Annotated in this window: 20 protein-coding genes, 1 CRISPR repeat array and 1 riboswitch; of the genes, 8 read left to right on the top strand and 12 right to left on the bottom strand. The window is 62.2% G+C overall.

What is annotated here, in order from left to right; genetic code table 11:
• Positions 1-31: 31 nt before the first annotated feature.
• Positions 32-2,440: a CRISPR direct-repeat array (repeat unit 29 nt; unit sequence GGGATCATCCCCGCAGGCGCGGGGAACTC).
• 69 nt (positions 2,441-2,509) lie between these two features.
• The 8 genes from cas2e to cas3 are packed head-to-tail and all read right to left on the bottom strand — an operon-like array spanning position 2,510 to position 11,488.
• A complete protein-coding gene (cas2e, locus tag MHJ63_RS09490; protein ID WP_239447265.1) occupies positions 2,510-2,860 on the bottom strand; it encodes a type I-E CRISPR-associated endoribonuclease Cas2e in 351 nt (116 codons plus the stop codon).
• A gap of 3 nt (positions 2,861-2,863) precedes the next feature.
• Positions 2,864-3,805 (bottom strand): type I-E CRISPR-associated endonuclease Cas1e, encoded by a 942-nt coding sequence (gene cas1e, locus MHJ63_RS09485; protein ID WP_239447264.1) that lies wholly within the window; start codon positions 3,803-3,805, stop codon positions 2,864-2,866.
• Entirely contained in the window at positions 3,798-4,466 is a 669-nt protein-coding gene (gene cas6e / locus MHJ63_RS09480; protein ID WP_239447263.1) for a type I-E CRISPR-associated protein Cas6/Cse3/CasE, read from the bottom strand. Before cas6e ends, cas1e begins: the two co-directional genes overlap by 8 nt.
• A complete protein-coding gene (gene cas5e, locus MHJ63_RS09475; protein WP_239447262.1) occupies positions 4,466-5,233 on the bottom strand; it encodes a type I-E CRISPR-associated protein Cas5/CasD in 768 nt (255 codons plus the stop codon). The genes cas6e and cas5e overlap by 1 nt, the downstream gene beginning before the upstream one ends.
• Positions 5,234-5,235: 2 nt before the next feature.
• The gene (gene cas7e, locus MHJ63_RS09470; protein WP_239447261.1) at positions 5,236-6,378 is read right to left on the bottom strand and encodes a type I-E CRISPR-associated protein Cas7/Cse4/CasC; all 1,143 of its coding nucleotides are present in this window, start codon (positions 6,376-6,378) and stop codon (positions 5,236-5,238) included.
• A 22-nt stretch (positions 6,379-6,400) separates the two neighbouring features.
• Complete coding sequence (gene casB / locus MHJ63_RS09465) at positions 6,401-7,018, bottom strand: type I-E CRISPR-associated protein Cse2/CasB (RefSeq protein ID WP_239447260.1); 618 nt, start codon at positions 7,016-7,018, stop codon at positions 6,401-6,403.
• A 2-nt stretch (positions 7,019-7,020) separates the two neighbouring features.
• Positions 7,021-8,670, bottom strand: coding sequence for a type I-E CRISPR-associated protein Cse1/CasA (gene casA / locus MHJ63_RS09460; RefSeq protein ID WP_239447259.1), 1,650 nt, complete (start codon positions 8,668-8,670; stop codon positions 7,021-7,023).
• The gene (cas3, locus tag MHJ63_RS09455; RefSeq protein ID WP_239447258.1) at positions 8,663-11,488 is read right to left on the bottom strand and encodes a CRISPR-associated helicase Cas3'; all 2,826 of its coding nucleotides are present in this window, start codon (positions 11,486-11,488) and stop codon (positions 8,663-8,665) included. The genes casA and cas3 overlap by 8 nt, the downstream gene beginning before the upstream one ends.
• Positions 11,489-11,811: 323 nt before the next feature.
• On the opposite strand from cas3, the gene MHJ63_RS09450 reads away from it, so the two are divergent.
• The 4 genes from MHJ63_RS09450 to MHJ63_RS09435 all read left to right on the top strand — a co-directional run bounded on the left by MHJ63_RS09450 (position 11,812) and on the right by MHJ63_RS09435 (position 16,904).
• Positions 11,812-12,927, top strand: a complete 1,116-nt coding sequence (locus MHJ63_RS09450; RefSeq protein ID WP_239447257.1) for a hypothetical protein — start codon at positions 11,812-11,814, stop codon at positions 12,925-12,927.
• Positions 12,928-13,025: 98 nt separating this feature from the next.
• Positions 13,026-15,782 carry an ATP-dependent RNA helicase gene (locus MHJ63_RS09445; RefSeq protein ID WP_239447256.1) on the top strand — a complete coding sequence of 919 codons (2,757 nt, stop codon included), beginning with the start codon at positions 13,026-13,028 and terminating at the stop codon, positions 15,780-15,782.
• An 81-nt stretch (positions 15,783-15,863) separates the two neighbouring features.
• Positions 15,864-16,457, top strand: a complete 594-nt coding sequence (locus MHJ63_RS09440) for a DUF308 domain-containing protein (RefSeq protein ID WP_239447255.1) — start codon at positions 15,864-15,866, stop codon at positions 16,455-16,457.
• An 84-nt stretch (positions 16,458-16,541) separates the two neighbouring features.
• Complete coding sequence (locus tag MHJ63_RS09435; protein ID WP_070491210.1) at positions 16,542-16,904, top strand: hypothetical protein; 363 nt, start codon at positions 16,542-16,544, stop codon at positions 16,902-16,904.
• A gap of 49 nt (positions 16,905-16,953) precedes the next feature.
• Here MHJ63_RS09435 and MHJ63_RS09430 read toward each other — a convergent pair whose 3' ends face one another.
• The 4 genes from MHJ63_RS09430 to MHJ63_RS09415 form a co-directional block, all read right to left on the bottom strand.
• Positions 16,954-18,327, bottom strand: a complete 1,374-nt coding sequence (locus MHJ63_RS09430) for a CynX/NimT family MFS transporter (protein ID WP_239447254.1) — start codon at positions 18,325-18,327, stop codon at positions 16,954-16,956.
• A 156-nt stretch (positions 18,328-18,483) separates the two neighbouring features.
• Positions 18,484-19,866, bottom strand: a complete 1,383-nt coding sequence (locus tag MHJ63_RS09425) for an NtaA/DmoA family FMN-dependent monooxygenase (protein ID WP_338110394.1) — start codon at positions 19,864-19,866, stop codon at positions 18,484-18,486.
• A 22-nt stretch (positions 19,867-19,888) separates the two neighbouring features.
• On the bottom strand, positions 19,889-21,391 hold the full coding sequence (locus tag MHJ63_RS09420; RefSeq protein WP_239447252.1) for an acyl-CoA dehydrogenase family protein: 1,503 nt from the start codon (positions 21,389-21,391) through the stop codon (positions 19,889-19,891).
• A gap of 9 nt (positions 21,392-21,400) precedes the next feature.
• Positions 21,401-21,487: riboswitch (SAM riboswitch) on the bottom strand.
• Between the two features lie 172 nt (positions 21,488-21,659).
• A complete protein-coding gene (locus MHJ63_RS09415; protein ID WP_239447251.1) occupies positions 21,660-22,187 on the bottom strand; it encodes a MarR family winged helix-turn-helix transcriptional regulator in 528 nt (175 codons plus the stop codon).
• Between the two features lie 257 nt (positions 22,188-22,444).
• Here MHJ63_RS09415 and MHJ63_RS09410 point away from each other — a divergent pair, with 257 nt between their 5' ends.
• The 4 genes from MHJ63_RS09410 (at position 22,445) to MHJ63_RS09395 (ending at position 26,113) form a co-directional block, all read left to right on the top strand.
• Complete coding sequence (locus MHJ63_RS09410; RefSeq protein WP_239447250.1) at positions 22,445-23,374, top strand: SDR family NAD(P)-dependent oxidoreductase; 930 nt, start codon at positions 22,445-22,447, stop codon at positions 23,372-23,374.
• Positions 23,375-23,544: 170 nt separating this feature from the next.
• Positions 23,545-24,408 (top strand): amidohydrolase family protein, encoded by an 864-nt coding sequence (locus MHJ63_RS09405; protein WP_239447266.1) that lies wholly within the window; start codon positions 23,545-23,547, stop codon positions 24,406-24,408.
• A 1-nt stretch (position 24,409) separates the two neighbouring features.
• Entirely contained in the window at positions 24,410-25,606 is a 1,197-nt protein-coding gene (locus MHJ63_RS09400; RefSeq protein ID WP_239447249.1) for an acyl-CoA dehydrogenase family protein, read from the top strand.
• A 36-nt stretch (positions 25,607-25,642) separates the two neighbouring features.
• Entirely contained in the window at positions 25,643-26,113 is a 471-nt protein-coding gene (locus tag MHJ63_RS09395; RefSeq protein WP_035755878.1) for a MaoC family dehydratase, read from the top strand.
• The last annotated feature ends 207 nt before the right edge of the window (positions 26,114-26,320 follow it).

Here is a 26,320-nt window from a genome sequence, read left to right as displayed (position 1 = left end):
GCGCCGCGGTGAGGTCGCCGTCGGTGGTGTCGGGATCATCCCCGCAGGCGCGGGGAACTCATGCGAAGAAGAACGACGTGAAACCGAACCTTGGGATCATCCCCGCAGGCGCGGGGAACTCGTCTCAGCCATAGCGGGTAGCGGCCTGACGATGGGATCATCCCCGCAGGCGCGGGGAACTCCTTACATCGATTTCCATGACTTCACGTGGAGGGGGATCATCCCCGCAGGCGCGGGGAACTCAGACGTCGTCCCCATACTCCGTGTGGAGTGTGGGGATCATCCCCGCAGGCACGGGGAACTCGTTGTGGGCTTATACGGATACAAAACAATGTTGGGATCATCCCCGCAGGCGCGGGGAACTCCAGTTGAATGAGCGCGGCATCCCGATTGTTCAGGGATCATCCCCGCAGGCGCGGGGAACTCGCGGCAGAAACCAGTAAGCAGACGATTGAGCCGGGATCATCCCCGCAGGCGCGGGGAACTCGGCGGCCGCGATTTCGAAGATGTGGCCAAGCAGGGATCATCCCCGCAGGCGCGGGGAACTCGTAAAGGCTCGTTGTCGGAGTTAGTGACGTTGGGGATCATCCCCGCAGGCGCGGGGAACTCGGGGGTTCCCTTCCTTATAGGGTGTCTGTGTCGGGATCATCCCCGCAGGCGCGGGGAACTCCGCTGCGCGGCCGCAGTGTTTGAACGCTTCGCGGGATCATCCCCGCAGGCGCGGGGAACTCTACATGAGCCCCACCGTGAGGAACACACCCGGGGGATCATCCCCGCAGGCGCGGGGAACTCGCGGCTGAGTCCGGCAAGACCCTGCAGGGCGCGGGATCATCCCCGCAGGCGCGGGGAACTCTTGGCCCACATGTGTTTGTACCGGCTCATGACGGGATCATCCCCGCAGGCGCGGGGAACTCCCTATCGTGAGTGAACCGAGCGCACGGTGACCGGGATCATCCCCGCAGGCGCGGGGAACTCGTGAACGTGTGTGAACGTCGTTTATTAGACGGGGGATCATCCCCGCAGGCGCGGGGAACTCATCCCCAGTGCTCGCTCGATGAGACAGCAGTAAGGATCATCCCCGCAGGCGCGGGGAACTCTCTTTGTCTCGAAGTCATCAGCTGAATGCACTGGGATCATCCCCGCAGGCGCGGGGAACTCTCATAGACCGTCTTATAGGTGCGCCCCCTGTAGGGATCATCCCCGCAGGCGCGGGGAACTCCTTCGGTGTAGTGATCGGTCATGGTTGCTCCTGGGATCATCCCCGCAGGCGCGGGGAACTCGAATTGCCAGTAGCTCCTGGCTTGCCCAGCGGGGGGATCATCCCCGCAGGCGCGGGGAACTCCATGCGGAAAAACGCCGTGTGTGCCTTTCGTAGGGATCATCCCCGCAGGCGCGGGGAACTCCGGTAGGAGGGCAATAAGATTCGCTACACGTTGGGATCATCCCCGCAGGCGCGGGGAACTCATCCACCGCGTAGTGCGTGTCCCAGGCGACACGGGATCATCCCCGCAGGCGCGGGGAACTCACTAAGTAATTACCCTCCGGAACCTTAGCTCCGGGATCATCCCCGCAGGCGCGGGGAACTCACGCGTACCTTCTTGCCGCGCACCATGAATGGGGGATCATCCCCGCAGGCGCGGGGAACTCCGTCTGCTCCCGATCCTCCAACGCAATCAGCCGGGATCATCCCCGCAGGCGCGGGGAACTCCATCCGAGGGCGAGCATCGCCCGGTACATCCCGGGATCATCCCCGCAGGCGCGGGGAACTCCGTGTGGAACCTTTTGGGCGTGGAAAGTTAGGGGGATCATCCCCGCAGGCGCGGGGAACTCTCAACACGGACAACACCCGCATCAAGGTTGATGGGATCATCCCCGCAGGCGCGGGGAACTCCGTGTCCGGCGCGGGCTTCATGCCAGGCCGGTGGGATCATCCCCGCAGGCGCGGGGAACTCGCCGGGGTCCCCCAACACTTAGGTCCGTTCGAGGGATCATCCCCGCAGGCGCGGGGAACTCTGGTGGAAGAGGATCGCGACGTCCGCCGGGCTGGGATCATCCCCGCAGGCGCGGGGAACTCGTCTATAGGCACACGGACCTGCAACCGCACCCGGGATCATCCCCGCAGGCGCGGGGAACTCCTCTCCGCTCGGTGGCCTCAAGCCGCCGCGAAGGGATCATCCCCGCAGGCGCGGGGAACTCGCACCACCCTCGGCTTCCAGACCTACACGATCAGGATCATCCCCGCAGGCGCGGGGAACTCGTCCGACAGCCACCACCCTGTCCGACTCCCGTGGGATCATCCCCGCAGGCGCGGGGAACTCCATCACGTCCAGTCGACCCCAGCGTCTGGGATGGGATCATCCCCGCAGGCGCGGGGAACTCACACGGTGATGGGTGTGCGCCAGTCGCGCGCTGGGATCATCCCCGCAGGCGCGGGGAACTCACTTGGATCCCATTGGGTCCAATGTACCTTGGTGCGGTCAAAAGATTCACTTTGGACAACAGCCGAGAGTCATCTGTTTGATCTGCGTCCGTAGCGGCGCCATTTCGACGCGTTGCTAGAGCCAACCCTGGCCGAGTTCGCGGAAGGCTGGTTCGGGCGCATCATGAGCGTTATCCCATCAAAATCCACAGGCTCCCAATGATGCCCGTGAACCAAAAACTCAAGACCTTGTTCACTATTCGATTGCCAAACCAGGATTGCCCGCCCAGAACGGACAGAACCCCGAACCTCTTCCCAAAGAGCCTCACGCACCCTCCGGGAAACACTCCCAACAAAAACGCCAGGAGAAATCTCTAACAACCACCGAGTCACATGCCCCCGAAGCCCAGCAGGCACCGCGGACAGAACTAACACCAACATGACTCAGCCGCCATAGTTGGTATTTGCCGCAACATCGTCGCCGAACCCTCCCCAGAGGAACAGCGGTGAAGAATCAGGGTCTTCTTCACTATCCGCCCCCTCATCAAGGAGAAGAACACGGAGGTCATTCACACACCGTTGAAGAAACTTTCCACCAACCATAAGGTCACGCACTGCACGCCGAGCGGCCGAACCCATATCGGGCGGCTGCTCCGCGGCCAACCGGAAAGCCAGAGGGATGATCAACTCCGCCTTATACAGATCAGCGACATCCAACACAAATGACCTAACATTCCCAGTGTGAACAAACCCTAATCCAGGCGATAGACCCAACGCGACGATAACTGAATGAACCACTCCATAGAGAGCCGCGTTAGCCGCGGAAAGCGCTTGATTAACCGCATCGCCGCCTGCGAAATCATTCGGATCATACTCACGTGAAGACCACTGGATGCCATATTTCTCTGCAGCCGCACGGTATGCGCGGCGCATCCTAACGCCCTCACGCCCCCGCAACTGTTGCAATGTCAACCCAGAAACATCCTCGCCAGGGAAACGCATCTGATACATAGCCCTAGCTACCTTGAGTCGCCCCCGCGTAGTCGAGAACAACTTCGCCTGAGCCTCCAGCAGCCGCGAAGACTCCGCTAAAGGACGCCCATGACCGTAATAACGGACACCCTCTTCACCCGTCCAGACAGCACAAACACCCGACTGGTGAAGCAACGTCATCGCCTGATGCGTCACCGTCGTACCCGGTCCCAGCAACAGCGTCCCAAGCGTAGACGCCGGGATATGAACCGTGCCGCGTTCATCCGTCGCCGTAATCGCATTAGCGTCACGGTGCACACGGCACCGCTCCAGGTAGACGAAAGTCAACCTGTCAGCCGCCCGAGCCAACTGCGGAAGCTCGGGCGGCACAAACCCCGGCGGCGTATTAGACATCGCTTAAGCCGCTCGCAGGGGCCAACGTCAGCAAGCCACAGCCGTACGCTTTCGCAGGACCAACACCCGAAACCAGCGCAGAAGTGAAGCGCTCCGCATCAGTGATCATTAGGATCCCCTCGAAAACCACTGCACGAATAGTGACAATCCGCCCATTCTGCTTAGAGAACTGCATGTTCTCCTGGCCATGAACCAGAACTTCAGGCTGTCCCATCCGTGAACGCGCCAGCTCGAAACCGTGACGCCCGGCTTGACGCTCAAGCCAACCGAGTTGCGCGTCCAGCCCCACAAGAGGGACTCGGGCAGAACGTTGATCCCGCCCTTCCTGGTATTTATTGATGATCGGGTTGGCACGCAAACGGAAACGGAACTCCTGACCATTCGATAAGGAATCCAACAAAGGCTGGTAATCCCGCGAATCGATCGCGTCTTCGTCGACAAGCAGCTCCTGCGACAGGCGAGAGACATCTGGAACATCCGGCGAAACGACATACAACGTACGTTGCGCAGCTTCTCCATCGATGCGCCACAAAACACGACGTTCAGCCCCAGCATCCGTTGCGGCAGCGATAACCGCGTGCATCACCTGCTCGCTTGCAAGCTTCCGTCGCGTACCGCTACGAGTCAGATCCAGCGGAACCCGGGTCAGAGTGATAGACATCAAGACACTCCTTCGTCATCAACCGGAGCAAGCAATGCCATCGGATTATGAACATCATCAGAATCCGCCGATCCATTGTCATGAGTCGTGATCGCAGACAACGGGACATAGTCATGCGACATAGCCCGAAAATCGTATTGGCGATGCTCCATCGAGAAACTCACAGGGTTATCGGCAATCGTTTCCGCGGTCGCGAAAGTAGGGTCACCCGGACGCGACTCGAACGTCAGGTGGAGGCGTTCAGAACCCCTCCGCCGCATATTCGCCAACCGCTTTGCCTGGTAATCAGACGCCTGCCACGGATAACTCTTCAAAACGTCCTCGAGGCCGCCTTCGCAAATTTCCGATTGAATAGGGCCCGCCGGAGGCAGGGCCCGCCTCCCCAAGTACAAGGGGTAAACGGGTGCTTGGACGGCCTTGATGTACCGTTCAAGCTGCTCCCGGTCGGAAGATTCGAATCCGACCACAAAAACTGCATCCTGAAGCATGTGACGGTGAGTCAGGGGCATACGTGATGGTTTTGGCCCCAAGGTTCTAGCGGTTTGAAAGTCCACAGTTAAGGTGCCCGGAATATCTGTCCGTGTACCGAAGCGAAGGTCACGGAACTCGGAGAGATCAGCGCTCCGATCATAACCAAGCGCTGAAGCCAGCAGACCGGCCACACCGCTCTTGGTTGGTTGAGGTTGTGTTGCTCTCCGGTTATACCTACTCCGGGCACCCCACGCTTGCAGCGGACCCCGCAAGACAAGTACGAGGGTGTGCGTCATCACTAAGCCCCCAGACGGCTCTCTACGGTTTCACCCAGTGCCGTAACGAGCCCTTCAAGGGAGGACGCTTCGCCCAGCTCCTTGAGGCCGTCGTTGAGGCTGATCACCCACGACTTCACTGGGGTAGTGCCGTACTTTTCGTCGATCTTTTGCGACCACGCGGCCAAGCGAGCTGCAGCAACATCGCTGATATGGGTACCACGGACGGGCTCTTCAAACGCGCCCACCAAGTTGACTGACTGCGAATCACGGACCTGAACCACAACCACCTCAGGCAGGGTACGGTTCGCGAACGTATTCATTTTTCCTGAAGGCATTGACGTCAAGAACGCACGCACAAAAGCCTCGACACCAATACGTGTGGCTTCAACATTGCCAAGGTTGGCAGCAAGCGCGTTCGCATCCACAGTCGCGTAACGGTACAGCGTCGATGAGTTGAACTCGATGGTGCCGATCATCGCTGCGCCGGCATCTTCGCCCCCATCTTCATCGGCTTCGCGAATATCATCTACGGCCGTGAAGTAGTCAGCTTCTGTAGGGGTATCGTGCACGCTGATGGCGTGCGCAACCTGAGCTGCCGCATCAATGTTGAGGGATGCATCGTCTGCGACCATCCGGCCAAACAGCGAGACGTCCACCGACGCGTCCTGGACTGCGGCCGCACGGATGTTCTTCTTATTTTCGCGGTCCTTCACGAAGGCCTTGACATCACCCGAGGCGAGGGCATCCACACCAAGTTGCGCCAGGTTGTTCACCTGCGCCGCGGAGAGGAAAACCAAGTAACCTGCCTCCTCGAGCTTCTCGCCCTCCTCCTTGCGGCCCTTTGGTTTAGCAACTTTGATACCGGCAGCAGTCACGACCTCGACGGCTACCGCTTCAGCCTGTTCCTGAGCGATATCTGGATCGATTTCGAGCATCTTCGATGCTAGAAGAGCCACTACCTTCTTGGTTCGAACACCTAGCAGATCGTCAGTTGCGATGTCACGGAACATCATGCGGGCTGCACGTTTCCAAGCCTGGCTAGAAACCCGTGCACGAGTCAAGCCTCCGAAAAGTGCTGTTTTAGGAGATCCCGTGTCATCACGGTTCAAGTTAGAAGGTGGGACCGTCTGCAAAGCGTGGATGTCGATAATGGTGCGGGTCATGGGATGGGCCTTTCTGAGTGGATTAGGAAACGGAAGTCTTTAGAGAAGCTGATGAGGGAAGGTTGTAGAAGTCACGGCCCCAACGGAGCCGCACTGTGTTTCGACGTTCAGGGAACTGCCAGTCGAAAAGGTCCTTAGCCAGCTGCCCATAGTCGAAGGCGCGGCGGTCTTGTTTCAGCAGTTGAATCAGGGAGCGGAGTCGGCCTAGCAGCTGTTCCCAGGAGGTCGCTGCACCGAGCTGTTCAAATCGGCGTTCAACACCGGTGCCATTGGTGGCCGAATCAACAGCCTGGCGCACGGCCTGGCCGAACTTCACGGCATCGGTGTGAGGCGAGGTATCCTTCCGGGAACGGTGATGAACAGCAAACAATGTCAGCGCGGCATAAGCCGCCAACTCAGCCCGGGAGGCTTGGCCATCGTTGCTGACCCAGCCGGAGGGGGCCTCGTCGATGGTCCATTTCAATGCTTGTAAAGATGAACCGATGGGACGCCCTGCCGCCTGAGCGAGAATCGCGATAGCTTCGACTGCGCTTGCGCGATTAGAGCGGTAGCCCTCGCCCAAGACGTGCGAGCGGTGAAGTACGAAACGAACGAGCTCTGACGCGGTGGTCCCGCGGCTTCCAGATGAAACCGTAGACATGCTTACGCCCTCTCTTCAGTATGTGTGGTGGGGATAAAAGATTTACGAATTTTCGCCAACGCGGAACGGAACCAGGCTTCAGACAATGGGGCGTTATAGCGGCGGTCCTGATGCTCCCTGCCGAAAAAGGAAATCGAAACGGCGCGGGAGGTCATATCGAGACCGATAGCCAGGATTAGTGAGAGAGCCCGCTCGACCCACTCGGGAAGAAGCTCAACGATGTTCTCCGGGGTGGCTCGGGAAAACCATTCACGGAAGGGTGCGTCGAGTGCAGCATAAGCAAGGGTGCTCGCTTCCTCGCGTGGCCCCTCGAGATCAAGGCCCCGGCTGGTGGCAATATTTGCCGCAAGATTACGCAACGCCAGAACGGCCTGCTCGGACGCTTCGACGGCGTTACTAATCGCCTGCTGCACCTGTGGATTTGTGCTCGCGAATGTTGCCAGTTGGCCGCTGACAACGTCGTCGTACAGTTCGTCAACGACTGCTTGCTGACTCCCATAGACAAGACCAACACCGTGTAGGCGCACCGGATATTCGTGGGGGAGCATCTCATCGAGGTAGAGCTCTCCGAGCCACTCAGAGCTAACCGAAGTTCTAAATCGTTCCTCTACTGAGGTGTTGGTTCGCCCAGCAGGTAGCAACGTACCTACGTTGCGCCAAAGCATTCGAGCAGGGTCATGTTCCCGAGGCATATAGACGGGGGTGGGGCTCTTGAGGGCTTTTTGCTGAGCGGGGCTGTTGCGCCAGCCGGACATAGGCTCGAGATCGAGCATGTTTTGCGGTGCTAGAGGGTCGCCCTGAGCAACGATCACATGTTTGATGACCCCGTCTTCCGGGAAGAGGCGGACGCGGCGGCTTTGCCACGTGTATAGCGCTTGCGGCCCCGTGGGTTCGAGGTCTGGATTTTCAGCAGCCTGAGCGTCACCTGCCTCCCAGTGAAAGGTCTCCCACGCGGGCGCATCATTGGCCCAACGAGTGCCGCTGCTCGGGTGAGTTCCCACGAGGTTGAGCATCAATGTGTCATGCAGGTTGGCGCCTTCGAAGAAGATTCCACCAAGCCTGCCGGCCCAGCTAGGGCCAATCGAATAGCCTTTACCGCCCTTGACTCGGGGGTCACCTACGGCACCGGTCTTAATGCCGGCAATGTCGAAGGCATGCAAGGTGACAAGGGTACGGGCGCCTTCGCCGTAGGAGACTGAATCTAAGCCTGCGCCGATGCGCGTGGTCATGAATGGTTTGCCGGACGGGACGTCCAGAATCAGGCGTTCTAGGCCAAAGCGTTCGTCTTTGGAGTTCCGTAGGCCCGCCACTTGGAAAAACGGTGTTTCTGGGTGAAACAGATCGAAGTATTCCGAGTGCTCTTCAAAGTAGTGCTCGATATCGTCTACCGGAAGCCCTTCCTCGAACCAGTCTGCCCACAGCTCGGTATCCAGAGCTTGACCTCGGTTCGCAGCGTAGATGATCGCCAGGCAGAGACGCAGCAGAGCGAAGTCGGTGATCGGCAACTCCGCCGCGATGGTCTTGAGGTTTTTGGCTTCCTTGAACACATCGAGAAGCGAGTACTCTTTGACGGCGCCGTCCATTCCAAGGCATGGAATCCACGGCTGGCTGATAAGCGAAAACGTGGGCCGCTCACGTGTTGCTTCAGTCATGTTTAACCACTTTCAAACCGAAGGTTGGGTCATAGTGCATGGTGAACCAATCTGTTGAATACGTTAGATCTTCATTAAAAATTAGTATGAGTTCGCCACGCAGTTCGGGTGAATCCCGCCAATCAAATTCAGAAGTCCGTTCCAGGTGCTCGATGAACGAATCGATGCTTGTCTTGTGAAGCATGTGCTCGGTGATGTTGAGGCTGCACCGTTTGAGGACACGTGCGACGTCAGCGGGAGGTGGCTCATACATCGGCAACTGGGTTCCTCCGTGCTCGGCGACCCAAGCAGGAATGCACAGCTGGCCGTCAATCATCTGGGCCACCAGAACTTCCACATTGTCTGCGGCGTCTCGCACGCCAACAGTGACCCGCTCATCGGTGCCATCTTCGCTCAAGCCACCTGAAACGAGCCCGAAAATGTCTTTCATGGTGGAAGGTTCGTGAAGCAGGGCCGCTTGAGGTTTTCTGCGAGCCTCCTTCGTTTCTTCAAGAAACTTCTGTTCAGCTTTGGCGAGTGCATCCTCCCAGCCGGCGGGCGCCTGAACAGGCTTTTCGTATGTGTTGTCGACCAGATCGGGGATGTCTGCCGGGATCTGAACTTGGACTTCGCTCTTGTCGACGAGGCCGAGTGCCAGGGCTGTACGCAGCAGGAGGTGCTCGCCGTAAACCGCAACGGAACCTCGCGATGGAGCGAACGGAGTTGTATTCCAGTCCACTCCGCTGATCCACAGTTCAGCCTGACGCAGCAGGGGTGGGCGGATAGCGTCCCGTTGTGTATGGCGGTGGAGACGCCCCGAGCGTTGCAGTATCAAGTCCACCGGGGCGAGGTCGGTGATCATGAGGTCAAAGTCCAGGTCCAGCGACTGCTCAATGGTCTGGCTTGCCACAACGATGCTTAGCTCACCCTCGGGTGCGGAACCGCCCTTGCCGAATTGCTCCAGCAACACGTTGTCTCGCTCTGCACGGTCATTGCCCATGAACCGAGCATGAGAAATGTAGTGGTGAGCATCCGGGAACGCTTCACGCAGTAACTCTGAGGTCTCTTGGACTTCGCGCACCGTGTTGCGGATGACAGCAACTCGGCCTCCGTCGCGGCCTTTTACCCTAATGAGTTCGATGAGGTCAGCCGGGGTATTGCCTAGCCGTCTTACAGTCAGCTCGCGAACCACGCCGGTGCTTTCCGAGGAACGCTCCACAACACGGCCCGAACGTTCCGCCAAGGTCAGGCGCGGATAAGCCTCGACAGGGAGGCTCTGCTGCCGGGGCGCTTGGTTCCGGTTCGTGTGCCCCTGGTAGGCGCGGATGAACGCCTCCCTTCTGCTGGCTGGCAGGGTTGCGGAGAGCATAACCACGGGAACGCCCATCGCGCCGAGCCAGTCGAGTGCGTCTTCGAGGAACTGGGACATATAGGTGTCTGCAGCGTGGACCTCGTCCAGCACCACAACTTTGCCTGCGAACGCGAGGTGGCGCAGGGTCACGAAACGCATTTTGAGGGCCAGCATCAACGCATGGTCGATGGTGCCGATAGTGAAAGGTGCCAGCAAGCCGCGGCGACGGTCGGTCAGCCACGAGTGAGCGACCACTGAACTATGAAGCTCTTTCTTGGTCGACTCATCGCGCGCATGAGGGCCAAAGTACCGGCGCCAGGCCTCTTTATATGCGGCGTGATACGTCTCGTTTAGGTCCCGCTTCCCATGGGCGAGGAAAGTCGTGGGAGATGCTTGGCCTTCCTCGAGTGGGAACTGCTCGAGCCACTGGGTGACTCGTTCAAACATCGCGTTGGTGGAGGCCTGGGTTGGCAAACCAACGAAAACACCGCCGTGGCCGAACCTTTTGGCGAGTATTTCTGCGCACATGAGCGCCGCTTCGGTCTTGCCTTCACCCATGCCGGCTTCGATGATGATCAGCCCCGGCTCTTGTGACTCTGAGGCGAGCTCGCGGGCCGCCGACTGCATCGGGCGGGCCCGGGCGGAAGCATCGAGGTTGAAGCGCTCCTGGAGGTGCTCATCAGCGCCGGCGGGGTGATCCCATGATGTCCACGGCCCAGGCAGGGCTAGCGATGCCCAACCTTCCTGGGCTCGCTGCTGGGTTGCCTCGATAAGGTCCAGGGGAAAATAATGCTCGTTGGATGCGATCCAGTCGGACATGATGACCGCGCCGGAAAGAATGGTTTGAGCGTGAGCGGTCAGACGGGGGAGAGCTGGAAGCTTTTCTTTGATGATCTTCGAGAAGCCCGTTACGGAATCAATATGATCAAGCAAAGCGGTGCGGGCATCGGCCCACCGTTGGTCGCCCAGGCTCAACGAATCGAGCAGTGCTACGCTAAAGACTTGTTTGGACGCCGGTGCTCCGTGATGCGCAAGAACCGGCCCGAGCCAGCTATGCAGAATAGGGAGCCGCTTCACTGCAAATGTGTTCCGCAACCATTCCCGCAAAGCTACGCCGGAGATAACTTCGTGGCGCAACCGTGGTGTCAGTAACGTACCTGGGGCCAGCTGTGGTGGGTGGATGAAATCTGCGGCCTGTGCTTGATCTGCTGCGCGTCGATGTTGGGCTGAGAATGCGGGCGCGGCTTTTCCGGTGTCATGAGCACCGGCGAGGAAGACGAAAGAAGCCCGCGCCACTTCATCCGAGCCAAGCTCAACTGCGAGCATTTCTTTAATGTGCGGGGCAAGAAAGTCGTCCCAAATATGCCCGGCAATAGCGGCGGTGTCTTCGAGATGCTGTCGAATCGAAAGGGTCTGCAGTGGCTCAAGGTCGCTCGAGACATAGGGGCGAGCTTTAGCCCAAAGTGACTCCACATCGGAGATGTGCATTTATGCCTCCTCTCGGTTTATCTGTCTATCTGGAAATATAGCCGAATTTTCCGCATCGGTAAACTTTCACCCTATCTAGTTAGATTTATTTCGAACTTCTTAGGGAAAGGCTCTGCATGACATGCTTGAATCATCCCGAAAACCGGTTTCGGGATGACCCTTAGATGGGGTGTAAGTAGCAGTAATCCCTGCGCTTGCGGGGCTCCGGGTACCGAAGGTTTCCACGCTTTGAGTATCCGAGGGGGGTCTGACAGTTTGAAACTGGCTGCGTTCCAATACGTCGGGCGCTCCAAACTGTCAGGCCCTTCGTTCACAATGGAGGCATGGTTTCTACCGGGAAGAACTCAGCCGCGCACGGCTTGCTAGCCGGCCCGCGCGGGCGGCGCTTGCTGCTGGAGTATGCCCTGGAATCAGAACGGATCGCGGGACTTGAGGAAGTCGGCGGCTCACTTGCCGAGCTCGAGTTCTTCGCGTCCCGCCGCCTAGACCCAAACCACGGAACAGGCGCACTCCGCGTCGTTGGCCCTGGAGACTCCATACCGAAAATCCCGGCCATCACTCCCGCGCACGTCGCCGAGCGGCTCGAAACCGTCCCCCTCGCCGACATGACCCCGCGGCTCCTACTGACATGCCTCGCCAACACAGTCGAAACCGCAACATACTGGCAAGAACCCGACGGCACCGACGTCCTCGCCGCAACCAAAGCCATGCGTGACGGGCTACGCCGCGTCGCCGAGCACATCGTCGCATCGGAACACACCGCCTGGTGGAACACCCCCATCGACACATCCACGCAGTGGACCGTCCAATGGGACAACGAACCCGGCACCATCCCACAGGACCCGCTCGCCGTGCTGAAGACAGCGCGGGTACACGCCGTTAAAGAGGGACGCCTCGCTGCCCGCGAACGCCCCACCGACCCGACAGCATCCTGGAGCGGCGAATGGTGGTCCACACCCCACGGCGTCCCCGCATCCACCCGCGAACTCTGCGACACAACCCCCGCCGGGCTGTGGCTCGTCGAAGACAGTATGGGATGGGAAACCGCCGAAACACTCCGCCTGAGCATCCCCGAAGGGCTGCGTATCTACGAGATCGACTCCGCAGAAGCCTGGGCCGAACTATGCCGCCGCTTCCCGCTCAACCAGACCGCACAGAAACGCCACGACTGGTACCGCACCACCGGACGCAACGGTAAATGGGTCACCCCGGACTGGGCCGAAATCGCCCAACACTACGATGCGGTCCACCTTCCCGTCGCCACCTACCTCGCCGCCGCGGGCACCGCGATCCCAGCCGATGCGGACACGGCGAGTGTCATCGCCGGCTGGGGACCCGACACAACCTACTGGTTCACGCCACGCATCAACCACATCGGCAGCCCTGTCGGGTGGGTTCTCAAAGAACACGACACCGGCGAGAACTGGGAACGAGCGTGACGCCGGGTGGGCGCCGTGCTGCGGTTGAAAATGCCGATGCGGTGGAAGCGGGTGCTGCGGTGGACCAAACTGTCAGACCCCTCCTTCACAATGGATGCATGGCTTCTACCGGGAACAGCTCAAACGTGCATCCCTTGTTTGACCTGGATGTGATCGGGGAAGGGCTCGTCTTCGCGGACTCCCTCCCCGAACTCGACGCCGCCCTCACAACCCACCGCGCCGCCGTCGTTCAAGCCCCACCCGGAACCGGCAAAACCACACTCGTACCACCCGCCGTCGCGAACCACCTCGCCCGTATAAGCGCCGGCGACACCGCAGGCGCCGGCACGCCGCCTGGCCGGATCATCGTGACCCAACCACGCCGCGTAGCCGCCCGCGCCGCTGCCCACCGCCTCACCCAACTCACCGGAACTAAACTCGGCGACTACATCGGTTACACCGTCCGCGGCGACTCCCACACCAGCGCCGCCACCATCATCGAATTCGTGACCCCCGGAATCCTCGTCCGCCGGCTCCTCGCAGACCCTATGGCGGACGGCACCGCCGCGATCATCCTCGACGAAGTCCACGAACGCCACCTCGAAACCGACCTCCTCCTCGCCCTCACCGGCGAAACCCAACAAGTCCGCGACGACCTCACCATCATCGCGATGTCCGCAACAGTCGACGCCCCAACCTTCGCCCGCCTCCTCGCAAGCGACGGCACAGAAAACGACGGGGGAGCAGGGTCCGATGCGGGTGCTGGCTCCGGCGCCGGAACCGACCTTGAACGCGTGGAACCCGTCCCGCACATCAGCTCCGCGACCGCACTCCACCCACTCACCATCACGTACACCCCACACGCGGGAGACCGGATCGGGCCGCACGGCGTCGAAACCAGCTTCCTCAACCACGTCGCAACCACCGCGCTCGCTACCCACCGCGAAGCGCTCACCACCAACCCAGACACCGATGCGCTCGTGTTCGCACCCGGCGCCCGCGAAGTCGACCACATCACCCAACAACTCCGCGCCGCCACAACAGACATCGACGTGCTCCCACTCCACGGGCAACTACCAGCCCAACAACAAGACCACGCCATCCGCGGACGTGAACCCGGCGGGAAACCACGCATCATCGTCTCCACAACACTCGCCGAATCATCACTCACCGTCCCCGGCGTACACCTCGTGATCGACTCCGGCCTCACCCGCGAACCACGCCGCGACGCAACCCGCGGAATGAGTGGACTCGTCACCGTATCCGCCTCCCAAGCCAGCGCCGAACAACGCGCAGGCCGCGCCGCCCGCCTCGGCCCCGGAACCGCAATCCGCTGCTACAGCGAACGCACCCACGCCGCCGCACCCGCACACATCACCCCCGAAATCACCACCGCAGACCTCACCGAAACCGCCCTCACCCTCGCCGCATGGGGAGCACCCCGCGGCCACAACCTCCGCTGGATCAACCCGCCACCCGCCGCCGCCCTCAACGACGCCGAAAAAACACTCCACGCCCTCAACGCGATCGACAACACAGGACGCATCACCGACCACGGCCGAACCCTCTCCGCGATCCCACTCAACCCACGATGGGCACACGCACTCACACACAACGCGGCGCGTTACGGGGCGGAGGAGGTCGCGACAGTGATCGCCGTAGCCACCGGCGAACAACGCATCCCCGGAGCCAACCTCCCCGACGCGATCCGCCACCAGCAACGCAACCCCCACCGCCCAACCCAACGCGAAACACAACGCCTCACCCGGCTCGCACACAAACACGCGGCGGCCCACACCAACGCAGCCGAACTTGCCGGCATCGTCACAGCCACGGCCTGGCCTGACCGGATCGCGAAACACATGGGGGAGGGGATCTACCTCCTCGCCTCCGGCACCCGTGCCGCACTTCCACCGGACGCCACGCTCGGACGCCCCGAATGGCTCGCGATCGCCGACGTCACCCGAGCACACGGGAACGCCGCCGCCGGAACCGGCGCCATCATCCGTGCAGCCGCACCCCTCACCCTCGACGAAGCCACCGACGCCGCCGGGAACCTCGCCGGCACCACAACCCGCATCACCATCACACCCAAAGGCACCATCAGCGCACGCAACATCGAAGCGATCGGCGTGATCGAACTACGCGCAACCCCCACCAAACCCAATCCCACCCAAGCAGCGGAAGCGCTCGCTGAACACCTCGCAACCCAGGGCCTCAACGCGCTCACCTTCAACAGCACCGCCACTGCGTTACGCAACAGGCTCGCGTTCCTCCACCACCACATCGGCGACCCATGGCCAGCGATGGACGAACACCACCTAGCCGCGACCGTCACTGAATGGCTCGGCCCAGAACTCAACGACGTCGCACACGGCGCAAGCCTCAACAACATCGACCTCACCGAACCACTCCGCCGGCTCCTCCCATGGCCAGAAGCCGCGAACCTCGACGAACTCGCGCCCGCCCGCATCACCCTGCCCTCAGGCAACACCGCCGCCATCCACTACCCAGATGTGAGCGAATACGGGGACGCGGATGAAGCCAGCGGGGCAGGGGACAGTGCAGAAGGGGACAGTGCGGAGCCGACAAATGCAGAGCCTCCGCAACCGGTGGTCGCCGCGAAGCTCCAAGAAACCTTCGGCTGGACTGAAACACCACGCCTTGCAGACGGCCGCGCGCCCGTCCTCTTCCACCTGCTCTCACCGGCAGGCAGGCCTCTCGCGGTTACCTCGGACCTGCACTCCTTCTTTACCGGCCCATACGCCGACGTCCGAGCGGAAATGCGCGGCCGATATCCCAAACACCCCTGGCCGGAAGACCCACTCACAGCCCAACCGACCCACCTCACCAACCGCAAACTCCGCCAGAAATAAGCACACAATCGGCATCAGATAAACTTGAAAGTTGGTGCCCACCCGCACCCACACACCCGAAAAACAAGGGGAACAAACCACATGGTGGACAGCGCCAGCAACAGCGGTGCCAGCAACACCCGCACAGAAGCAACCACGGCGGACTATAAACGAGTCCTCGCCAAACCGATGCTCTACCGGGGCATCGTCAGCGCGCTCTTCGCACTCGTCGGCGTCTTCTTCAACACCACCCCAACCGTCGGCGCGATCAGCGCAGCCTTCGCCGTCCTCTTCCTCGCCAGCGCACTCTTCTACTGGCCCATCATGCGGCTCTCCCTGGCACCCAGCTATCGCACCGCCGTCACCTCCGCGGTCCTCGCGTGGTCCATCGCCGGCGTCCTCGCGATCATCATGCGCGACGCCACCGGCATGGCACTCGCCGTAGCGTTCGGCTACACCATCGGCGGAGCATCAGAACTCTACGGCGGGCTCACAACCCGCGAAACCGGCCGCCCCAGCAAAGACACCACCATCTCCGGTGGCCTCGGCGTCATCGGCGGCATCATCATGATCTTCATGACCACCAGCGACCCTCACGGCATCTTCGGCATGGCCTCCATGATCACCGCGCTCATCGCAGTGCACCTGCTGATCTCCGCGGTCGGCTACATGCAAGACCAACGCCGCGGCAACTAGACTGAAAACACACAACAACACCAGAGCGCACCGCACACAAACCTGTACACAGACCTCGCACGAAACCCGCGTAAAGGAGAATCCGTGGCCAACAAGCCATCCACGTCTGGCTCGAAGCAGTCCGGCTGGAAGCAAAGCGTCAAACCTGCACTCGCGCTGTCGCTGACCTTCGGTATCGTCGCCGGCGTCATCTCCGCATTCGCCGGTGCAGGCGGAACCCGCAACGGCCTCAACCTTCAGATCGGTGCAACGTTCTTCCTCATCGCGTTCGTCGCGGGCCTGCTGGTGATCTCCCTGCTCATGATGGTCGCCAAAGAAAACCCGGACGACCTCGGCAAAGGCTCCGGCGTCAACCGTTCATCCGAACTCACTGACGCCGAACTCGACGCCATCGAAGCACGCGAACGCGCACAACGCGCCCGCGAAAACCGCGAAAAACGAGGCTAATTTCTCCGCAGCGCACCGTGGCCCGCGACCACGGTCCCCAAAACCGCGGCTAATACTCCTCAACGTAGCGCGGCTTAGCTGAAACCAGCCCCGCAACCAACGTGATCACCGCAATACCCAGCATGATCCACAACGAGGCCGTCCACGAACCCGTTGCTTCACGCACCACACCCAAAACCGGCGGAACAGACGCCGCAATCACATAACCGAACGTCTGCGCCATACCCGAGAGCCGTGCAGCTGACATCGGCGTACGCGCCCGCGCCCCAAACAACGTCAACGCGACGGTGAACAACCCGCCCTGGGCAGTACCTATCAACAGCGCCCACAGCAACGCCAACTGTGGAGCCAGCATGGTCCCCGCAAGCACCACAATCACCGTGGAAACCGCCACACCAACAGTAGGCCCCACCACGTCGCGCCTCATCAACCAGCCCGCAACAAGCGAACCCACAATACCGGACGCCTGAATCACCGCAATATGGAAACCGGCGCTCTCCTCAGAAATCCCCGACGACATCTCAATAGCCGGCCACCACGCCAAAATCGAATAAAACAGCGTCGACTGAAAACCCATAAACGCCGTAATCACCCACGCCAACGGGGAACGCAACAAACTCCGCGGACGCGCCGGCGGCGCTGTCTCGGACGCAGGTGCAGGGGCGGGGGACGATGCGGACGCCGGGGTAGCGGGGGAGGCCACCGCATCGGGGGCTTCAGCGCCGGACATTTCGCCAGCGGCCGCGGCGTCAGCTGCTTGGCGGTCCAGGATCTTTGTTCGCCGCATCACATGGTCGGCACGAACCTGCGGAGCGAACACCGCCATACCAATCAAACCGGCGCCCAACGTCAAACCGAGAGCGCCCTGCCAACCCCAACCCGGCAGGCCAGCGATCGGGACAGCGACCGCCGCCGCAAGTGCCGCCATCAGCGACTGAAACGCCGAATACACACCCGTCAACGTTCCGGCATGATCCGGGAAATCACGCTTAATCAGCGCCGGCAGCAACACGTTCATGATCGCGATCCCAACACCGATCAATACGGTGCCGGCCCACAAACCGAATGAACCAACCCAGGAACGCAAAACGATCCCCACGTTGACCGCTACCAGAGCGCCGAACAAAGCGTGCGCCAACCCGAAACGCGCCGCAATCCGCGGCACGATCGGCGAAAACACCGCGAAACACAGCAGCGGCAAGGAAATCAGGAACGATGCGGACGCCGCCGAAAGCCCCACGTCTTCCTTAATGCGGGGCAGCAGCGGGCTCGCGCTGGTCATCGGCATCCGCAGATTCGTAGCGATCAACAAGATACCTGCGATCGCCAAAGCCGGGCTCACGGCCCTCGCCGCAACGCCCGCCGCTGGGCGCGACTGCTCCGGAAGCGGCTGGCTCGCGCCATCATGCGAAGAATTCTTCATTCCGTAACGTTATCGCCCTTCCCGCGCCGCGCAAGCCGGCAACCGTCACAACACGTCATCACAATCCGCGGCTGCAGAATTACGATGCGGCAGCAGGCGCCGTGGGGCATCCCACGGAACCCGCCCGCCGGCTTTGCGCGGCCGGTGCGGAAATGCTTAGCTGCCAGCTTCCACCAAAGCGCCAGTGCGGAAGCGGGAACCACGATGCGTTTCAGGCAACCAATCCTGCCCCGTCACCGCGGCACGCAACGTCACGGTCTCCGCGGCACCGGCATCGTCGCCTTCAGCGCCGGCGTCAGCCAACAGCCCCGCGTCAGCCAACAGGCCGCGGCGCCTCAGCTCGGGGCTCACGTATTCAACGAAACGTTCAAGATCAGCCGGCCGCACACCACTACACACGTTGAAGCCATCCACGCCGGAAGCCGCCTGCCACGCCTCCAACTGATCTGCAACGCTCTCGGGGCCACCCACAATCACGGGGCCACGGCCACCCAACGTCACGAACGCGGCAATGTCGCGCACGGTCCACTCGCGCGCTGTGTCGCCAGAGGTCACCGAACGCAGGGCGGACTGGTTCGCTTCCGTCTCAACTTCGGCCAACGGGGCATCCGGATCCAGACCGGCTAAGTCAACGCCGGTCCAGCCCGCGAACAGCGCAAGCGCGCCCTCGACGTCGACATACTGCTGATAGGACTCGAAGCGGCGTTGTGCCTCCTCGTCGTCCGCGCCCGTCACCACGGTGGCCATCGCGAACGTGCGCACCGCATCGGCGGGCCGGCCCGCGGCCTCAAGCGCCTCGTGCAAGCGGTCAATATAACCGCGCACGACACTTGGCTCAGAACCGATCATGAACACGGCCTCAGCGTTCTCGGCACCAAAACGCAAGCCCCGCGCCGAGGCACCCGCCTGGAACAAGAACGGCGTCCGCTGCGGCCCCGGATGCGTCAACAACGCACCATCAACCGAGAAATACTCGCCCTTATGCTCAGCCTTCCGAACACCCGCCGGATCCACGAATACACCCGCATCGGCATCCTTGAGCACCGAACCCGGAGCGAAACTGCCCTCGAACAGCTTGTACATGACGTCCATGTACTCGTCCGCGCGGTCATAACGCTCATCGTGCGGTAGCTGCCGCTCCAAACCGAGGTTCCGGGCAGCGGAATCCTGATACGACGTCACAATGTTCCAGCCAACCCGGCCACCCGTGAGGTGATCCAGGCTCGCAAACCGACGCGCCAAGAGGAACGGGTCCTCATACGCGCACGACGCCGTCAACCCGAAACCGAGCCTACGGGTGACCGCAGCCATCGCAGACACCGCAGCGAACGGATCCAGCAACGGAACCTGCACGCCGCGCTCATGCGAAACCGCGTCGCTTCCGCCGTACACGTCATAGGTCCCCAGCACATCGGCCAGGAAGAGGGCCGTGAAACCGCCTTTGTCCAAGGTTTGCGCCAGGCCGGTCCAGTAGCTCAACTGATCAAAATCCGCTGCCCGGGATTCCGGATGCCGCCACAAACCAGGGGACTGATGCACCGGCGTGGCCATCTCAAACGCGTTAAGAAGCACGGCGCACCTCACCGATCGCGTTGAGACCCTCCGGGACGGTGCCGTTGACCAGGTAGTCGCCGATGATCCGCTCACGGAACACAAGCGGGTTATGCGTCGCGACCGTCTGCGCATTGCGCCAATGCCGGTCCAGGTTCTTCTCCCGCGACGTGTTCGAAGCGCCACCCGTGAGGAACAGGTCAGAGCAAATACTGGTCACGATGCCGGGCACAGTCACGTGCGCACGCTCAACAGCAAGCTCCGCCTCAGTCAGCAGACGCTGCGCTGTGTCAGTAGCGGCGCCGGTGCCAGCGTCAGTGTTGCCAGTAGCGGCGGCGCCAGTATCGGCGTCACCGTTGCCATCGCCGGTGCCAGCGTCCTCGCCTTCGAGCGAAAGCACGCCCTCGGCGGCTTCAAGCCGCCGCGCAGCCTCAACCACCGCCGACTCCACTACGAAAGCCTGCGCCGAAAGCCGGCCCACAACCCCCAGAATCTGCGGGTCCTCAGAGTGCGGAACACCTAAGCCGGTATTGAAGGAGCGGGTCCGCCGCCGCACGCCAGCCGCCGCATCGTCCACAACGTTGCGAGCAATACCGGCCAATACAGCGAGCAAGACAAGCTGGAACAGCGGCGCCTCAAACTGCGCCTCAGCGCTGCCAGGCACGCGGTTCAAAATGTGCTCGGGCGCAACCTTCACATCGGTGAAACGCGTGGTTCCGGTACCGGTGAGGCTCTGTCCGAAACCATTCCAGTCGTCCTCAAGCTCAACACCCGGGGCGCGCGTGGAAACGACAGCGAACTGTCGACCCTCGGTCGGCGTGCCGTCCGCATCAAGCAGCGTGGCCGAAACCCGGGTATGCGTCGCGTACGCGGTGCCAGTGCAGTAGTACTTAGCGCCATTGAGCACCCCAGTGCCGTCCGCCTGCACGGCCAGCGTCGTGTTGAGCGTATTCAACGCATTCCCGCCGATCTCCGTGGACGCGTTACCCACAACATCGCCGGCAAGAACCTTCGCATACCAATACTGGCGGGTCTGCTCATCCTGGTACCGCAGCGTCTCCACGAAACCCGCGTGGGAACGGTATTGATGCGCGATGTTCGGGTCAGCCGCCGCCAGATCGATCAGCAGCTGCACCCAGTCGGTGAAGCTCACGCCCGGGCCGCCGTACTCGGTAGGAACGCGAAGCACGGTGAAGCCGGCCCGGTTGAGCTCTGCGATCTCAACGAACGGCAAAACACGATGCGCCTCCCGCTCAGAAGCCCCACTCGCGATGCGGTCAAAGATCGGCCCGAAATGCTCACGCAGCTCAGCCAGGCTTGGCTTGTGGCCGGCTTCCCACGGGGTGACCGGAGCATCCTGGGTGGTGACGTAACGCAGCCCTTCAGCGAAGCTCAGGTCAGCCGAGGAAACCGCGGTGCTGGCGTTGCCGGCGTCGGTGCTGGCTTCCGCATCGGCGGCGATCTCAGCGCCAGCTGCAGGGTGGACAGGGGTGTGCGTGGACAACGATGACACAGTTATTCCTTTCCATCGTTCCTGGCGGGAGCACCGTGCATAAACCGGTTGCTGCGACGTCAACGAGCCAGGTCTCTCAGTCGCTCTGGATGGGTTACAAGCATCATTTCTATAGCCCGGCCTCGAGCTGTGTCAACTGCCCGCCAGGCGACGCGCGTCACAAAACGTCAACAAGAAGCGCCCCCGCGGCGCCTGCATCTAAGCAGGCCCCGCGGGGCGCTTCGTGAGGTCTAGCGGGGGTCAGCAGGCGGGGTTCAGAGACCAGAGTTCAGAACGCGACTTTCTCCAGCAGCCGGCTCAGTTCCTGCCGCTCGTCGGAGGTGAGCGCGGCGAGCACCACGTCGTCGGAGGCCATGGTCAGCGCGCGTGCCCTCCGGTAGGCATCCTGCCCCTGCGGTGTGGCGACGACGATCCGGGAACGACGATCACGCGGATCCACCTGGCGCTCGACCCATCCCCGCTTCTCCAGGAAATCCACCAGGTTCACGATCTGGCTCGGGTCCAGGCTCAGGAAGTCGCCGAGTTCGCGCTGGGACGGGTTCACGTCCGCGGCGGCCAGGGCCAGCACGGAGTACTGGCGGACCTTCAATCCCATCTCCTCCTGCAGGACGCGGTTGGCGTGGCTGTGGCCGATGCTGCGCAGCCGGGCCGCCAGGAACTGGACCTGGCCGGCGAGCTCTGACGACGTGAACTCCGCCATACGCTCAGCCTCAAGGGCGGTGGAAGGGGCGGGGAAGCGCTGGGCGGCCTCGGCCGGGCTCACTGCGGCTCCGGAGGTGTCCTGGGTGGTCGTCATGTGCCTGCTTCCTTGGTCCGTGTAGTTGAGGACGCGATCCGGCTGATCTTGCCCATGTAGAGGCTTGTCCCCTGCAGAGGATCGTACGCGAAATGCAAGCCTCGAAAAATAATTGACAATTTCAATTATATGTACTGTCATGGTTCTTGTGTGGTGAACGCCACACCAGGATCGCCCGGGAGTATCCGCCGCGAGGCGGCACGCAGGCTCTCAGAGCAGAACAGACATCTAGCACGTCACCACCGAAGGAGAACCCCATGTCCCTCGACGGCAAGGTAGCCATCGTCACCGGCTCGGGCGCAGGCCTGGGCCTCGCCTACGCCCAGGAGCTCGCCCGCCAGGGAGCCTCCGTGGTCATCAACGACGTCAACCAGGAGACCGCGGACGCCGCTGTCGCCTCCATCACTGAAGCCGGCGGCAAGGCCGTGGCCGCCGTGGTCCCTGTCGGCACGAGCGAGGCCGCCGACCAGCTGGTCAAGACCGCCGTGGACACCTTCGGCGGCCTGGACATCCTGGTGAACAACGCCGGCATCCTGCGGGATAAGTCCTTGCTGAAGATGACTGACGAGGACTTCGACCTCGTCATCGGCGTCCACCTCAAGGGCACCTTCACCTGCGTCCGCGCCGCCTACGCCTACTTCAAGGAGAACGGCGTGGCTGGCCGCATCGTCTGCATCGGCTCGCCGACCGGCCAGCGAGGCAACTTCGGCCAGACCAACTACGCCGCCGCCAAGGCGGGCATCGTCGGCATGGTCCGCACGTGGGCCCTCGAGATGAAGAGGGCCGGAGTGATGGTCAACGCCGTCATCCCAGTGGCCGCCACCGCCATGACCAAGACCGTCCCATACTTCCAGAAGGCCGTCGAGGCGGACGAGCGCGGCGAGGCCATGCCGTCCTTCTTCCGCCATGACCTCGGCTTCGGAACCGCCGACGACGTCGCTGGCCTCATCGCTTTCCTCTCCTCCGAGGAGGCCGAGGGCATCACCGGCCAGGCCATTGGCGTCGGTGGCGATCGCTTGCAGGTCTGGTCCCATCCTGAGCCGGTGGCCACCGAGTACCACGAGGGCGGCTGGGACTACGCCACGATGCAGACCCAGGGCGCCGAGCTGGTCAGGGGCAATCTCCAGGAGGTCGGCGAGAAAATGCCTCCTCTGCCTGCTGAGCTCGAACCCGAGCAGAAGAACTAAGGACAAGCACCATGACCGGAACCCAGGACACGGCTCCGCAGGGGGCTGAGCACGGGAACATGGACGGCGGCCCTGCCTCAACCTCTGCTCCCGGCCCCGCCTCAACCCCCGGCCCCGCCCCAGTCCGCTACGAGCTGGGCGTGGACGCCTCGGCCATCGAGGCCGTGGACATGCACGTCCACCTCGAAGTGGACTCGTGCGGCCACAAAGCGCTGCCGGAAGACTTCTTCGAAGCCTCCGCGAAGTACTTCAAATCCGCGGAGCGGACCCCGAGCGTGGACACCATCGCGGAGACCTACCGCCAACGCCGGATGGCCGCCGTCGTCTTCACCGTGGACGCGCGCACCCAGTTTGGCCACAAACCGAACTCCATCGATGACCTCGTGGCCGGCTGCGCCCGGAACAACGACGTTCTCATCCCGTTCGGCTCTGTGGATCCCCGTACCGGGGCGGACGCGTTGGCGGAGGCCACCCGCCAGGCCGAGCAGCTCGGAGTGCGCGGTTTCAAGTTCCACCCGTCCGTGCAGGGCTTCGACCCCTCGGACCGCGAGTACTACCCGCTCTGGGAGCGGCTCCAGGAACTGGGGCTGCCGATCGTTTCCCACACCGGACAGAACGGCATGGGCGCTGGCCTGCCCGGCGGGCGCGGCATCAAACTGAAGTACTCCAACCCGCTGCTGCTGGACGACGTCGCCGCCGACTTCCCTGACCTGCAGATCATCATGGCCCACCCATCGGTGCCCTGGCAGGATGAGGCGAACTCGATGGCCACCCACAAAGCCAACGTGCACATCGACCTCTCCGGCTGGTCCCCGAAGTACTTCCCGGAGTCCCTGGTCCGCCAGTCGAATAGCGTACTGGCTCGCAAGGTCCTCTTCGGAACCGATTTCCCGCTGATCACCCCGGACAAGTGGCTGGCTGCCTTCGCGGAGCTGCCGCTCAAGGATGAGGTTCGGCCTTGGATCCTCAAGGACAACGCGGTGCGGCTGCTGGGCCTGGACCGTGAGTCCGCGACCGAGACGAAGGAGGACTGAGATGGCTGAACCGGTGACTGGAAGCATCATCCCATCCGACTTCTACGGCTACGCCGAGCGGCTGACCGAAGCCGAGCGCGCCGTCATCCTGGACCTCCGGGAACGGCTCGAGACGACCGTGAAGCCGCTGGTCAACCCGGCTTGGGACGCTGCGGAGCTTCCCCAGGAGCTGGTGGACGCCGTCCGCGCGCTGCCGCTGATGGACCCGCCAGCCCTCAAGGAAGCTGGAGAGCCCATCCGTAGGATCCTGACCGGGTTCCGCAACTTCGAGCTGGCCCGCTGCGACATCAACGTCGGCACCCTGTATAACGCGCATGCCGGCCTGTTCCGCACGGCTTGCACCCTGGGCGGCGGGGAACAGCAGGCGAAGGAGCTGGACGCGAAGATCCTCGACTACTCGCTGACCGGCGTGTTCGGGCTGACCGAGCCGGACCACGGTTCCGATGTGGCCGGCGGGCTCGCCACGACCGCGACCCATGATCCGGAGACGGACACCTGGGTGATCGACGGCGCCAAGCGCTGGATCGGCGGGGCGACCATCTCGGACGTCGTCGCGACGTTCGCCCGCGACACCGCCGATGGCCAGGTCAAGTGCTTCCTGGTTCCGCGGGACGCCGAAGGGGTGAGCATGTCGATCATCCCGAACAAGGCCTCCTTGCGCATCATGCAGAACGCCCACATCGAATACCGCGGGGTACGCGTTCCGGCCTCGGCCCGTCTGGAGGGGATCAACTCCTTCAAGGACGTGGCTCGTTGCTTGCGGGCCATGCGTTCGGATGTGGCTTGGATGGCCGTGGGCGCCACCGCGGGCGCCTATGAGGCCGCCCTGCGTTACGTCCGCGAGCGGCAGCAGTTCGGCCGTCCGCTGGCCGGATTCCAGCTCATCCAGGAGAAGCTGGCCATCATGCTCGGCAACCTGACCTCCTCCCTGGGGCTGATGGTCCAGCTCACGGAGCAAGAGGAGCAGGGGATCTATAAAGACGAGAACTCCGCCCTAGCCAAGATGATGACCTCCCTGCGTCTGCGCGAGACCGTGGCCCTGGCCCGCGAGGTCTGCGGCGGAAACGGCATCACCCTGGACACCGACGTGGCCCGCTTCCACGCGGATGCCGAGGCCGTCTACTCCTACGAAGGCACCCACGAGATCAACGCGCTGATCGTGGGCCGCGCCGTAACCGGCGTCAGTGCCTTCGTCTAACCACCCTTTTCACCCCTTCCCTGAGAGGACCGCAACATGACCGAGACCACCGCACGCACCGTCGTCGACTTCGACGCCGTCAAGACCATGGCAGGCACCGAGCTGGGCGCCACCGAGTGGCGTGAGATCACCCAGGACATGGTGAACACCTTCGCCGACGCCACCGACGACCACCAATGGATCCACGTGGACCCAGAACGCGCCAAGGACGGCCCTTTCGGCGCCCCGATCGCCCACGGCTTCCTCACCCTGTCCTTGATCATCCCGTTCTGGGGAGAGCTGTTCGACGTTTCCGACGTCAAGACCAAGGTCAACTATGGCCTGGACAAGGTCCGCTTCACCTCCCCGGTCAAGGTCGGTTCCCGCGTTCGTGCAGTCATGAAGCTCGCCGACGTCCAGGAGGTTAAGGGCGACGGCCTGCACCTCGTGGTTGAGGCGACCTTCGAGATCGAGGGCGAGGAGCGCCCGGCCGTCGTGGCCGTCTTCCTGGCCCGCTTCTACCGCTGATCTCTACGCTGATCAACATCGTGTCCTGAGGTAGGCCGCCGAGGTGGCGGCCTACCTTCGGCATATTTAGAGGCCCCGTTCCCCGTTGAACTGCTCCCCTTTAGTTGGACTGAGAAATCAGTTACCGACTAGTGGGGAGCAGTTTTCATTGAGAGCACGAAGTTCGCTGAGCGAACATCAGCGTGAGCAGTTGGTTGAGTGTTTCGA

It is taken from the genome of Pseudoglutamicibacter albus, assembly GCF_022346425.1.
Taxonomy (GTDB): Bacteria; Actinomycetota; Actinomycetes; order Actinomycetales; family Micrococcaceae; genus Pseudoglutamicibacter; species Pseudoglutamicibacter albus.
Note: the sequence above shows the minus strand (reverse complement) of the source record. Positions and strands in the feature narration are given on the sequence as shown.

What these genes read in the sequence shown, in the direction of transcription:
- cas2e (WP_239447265.1), bottom strand. Translation starts at nt 2,860, where the DNA reads ATGTTGGTGTTAGTTCTGTCCGCGGTGCCTGCTGGGCTTCGGGGGCAT.
- cas1e (WP_239447264.1), bottom strand. Translation starts at nt 3,805, where the DNA reads ATGTCTAATACGCCGCCGGGGTTTGTGCCGCCCGAGCTTCCGCAGTTG.
- cas6e (WP_239447263.1), bottom strand. Translation starts at nt 4,466, where the DNA reads ATGTCTATCACTCTGACCCGGGTTCCGCTGGATCTGACTCGTAGCGGT.
- cas5e (WP_239447262.1), bottom strand. Translation starts at nt 5,233, where the DNA reads ATGACGCACACCCTCGTACTTGTCTTGCGGGGTCCGCTGCAAGCGTGG.
- cas7e (WP_239447261.1), bottom strand. Translation starts at nt 6,378, where the DNA reads ATGACCCGCACCATTATCGACATCCACGCTTTGCAGACGGTCCCACCT.
- casB (WP_239447260.1), bottom strand. Translation starts at nt 7,018, where the DNA reads ATGTCTACGGTTTCATCTGGAAGCCGCGGGACCACCGCGTCAGAGCTC.
- casA (WP_239447259.1), bottom strand. Translation starts at nt 8,670, where the DNA reads ATGACTGAAGCAACACGTGAGCGGCCCACGTTTTCGCTTATCAGCCAG.
- cas3 (WP_239447258.1), bottom strand. Translation starts at nt 11,488, where the DNA reads ATGCACATCTCCGATGTGGAGTCACTTTGGGCTAAAGCTCGCCCCTAT.
- MHJ63_RS09450 (WP_239447257.1), top strand. Translation starts at nt 11,812, where the DNA reads ATGGTTTCTACCGGGAAGAACTCAGCCGCGCACGGCTTGCTAGCCGGC.
- MHJ63_RS09445 (WP_239447256.1), top strand. Translation starts at nt 13,026, where the DNA reads ATGGCTTCTACCGGGAACAGCTCAAACGTGCATCCCTTGTTTGACCTG.
- MHJ63_RS09440 (WP_239447255.1), top strand. Translation starts at nt 15,864, where the DNA reads ATGGTGGACAGCGCCAGCAACAGCGGTGCCAGCAACACCCGCACAGAA.
- MHJ63_RS09430 (WP_239447254.1), bottom strand. Translation starts at nt 18,327, where the DNA reads ATGAAGAATTCTTCGCATGATGGCGCGAGCCAGCCGCTTCCGGAGCAG.
- MHJ63_RS09415 (WP_239447251.1), bottom strand. Translation starts at nt 22,187, where the DNA reads ATGACGACCACCCAGGACACCTCCGGAGCCGCAGTGAGCCCGGCCGAG.
- MHJ63_RS09410 (WP_239447250.1), top strand. Translation starts at nt 22,445, where the DNA reads ATGTCCCTCGACGGCAAGGTAGCCATCGTCACCGGCTCGGGCGCAGGC.
- MHJ63_RS09405 (WP_239447266.1), top strand. Translation starts at nt 23,545, where the DNA reads ATGCACGTCCACCTCGAAGTGGACTCGTGCGGCCACAAAGCGCTGCCG.
- MHJ63_RS09400 (WP_239447249.1), top strand. Translation starts at nt 24,410, where the DNA reads ATGGCTGAACCGGTGACTGGAAGCATCATCCCATCCGACTTCTACGGC.
- MHJ63_RS09395 (WP_035755878.1), top strand. Translation starts at nt 25,643, where the DNA reads ATGACCGAGACCACCGCACGCACCGTCGTCGACTTCGACGCCGTCAAG.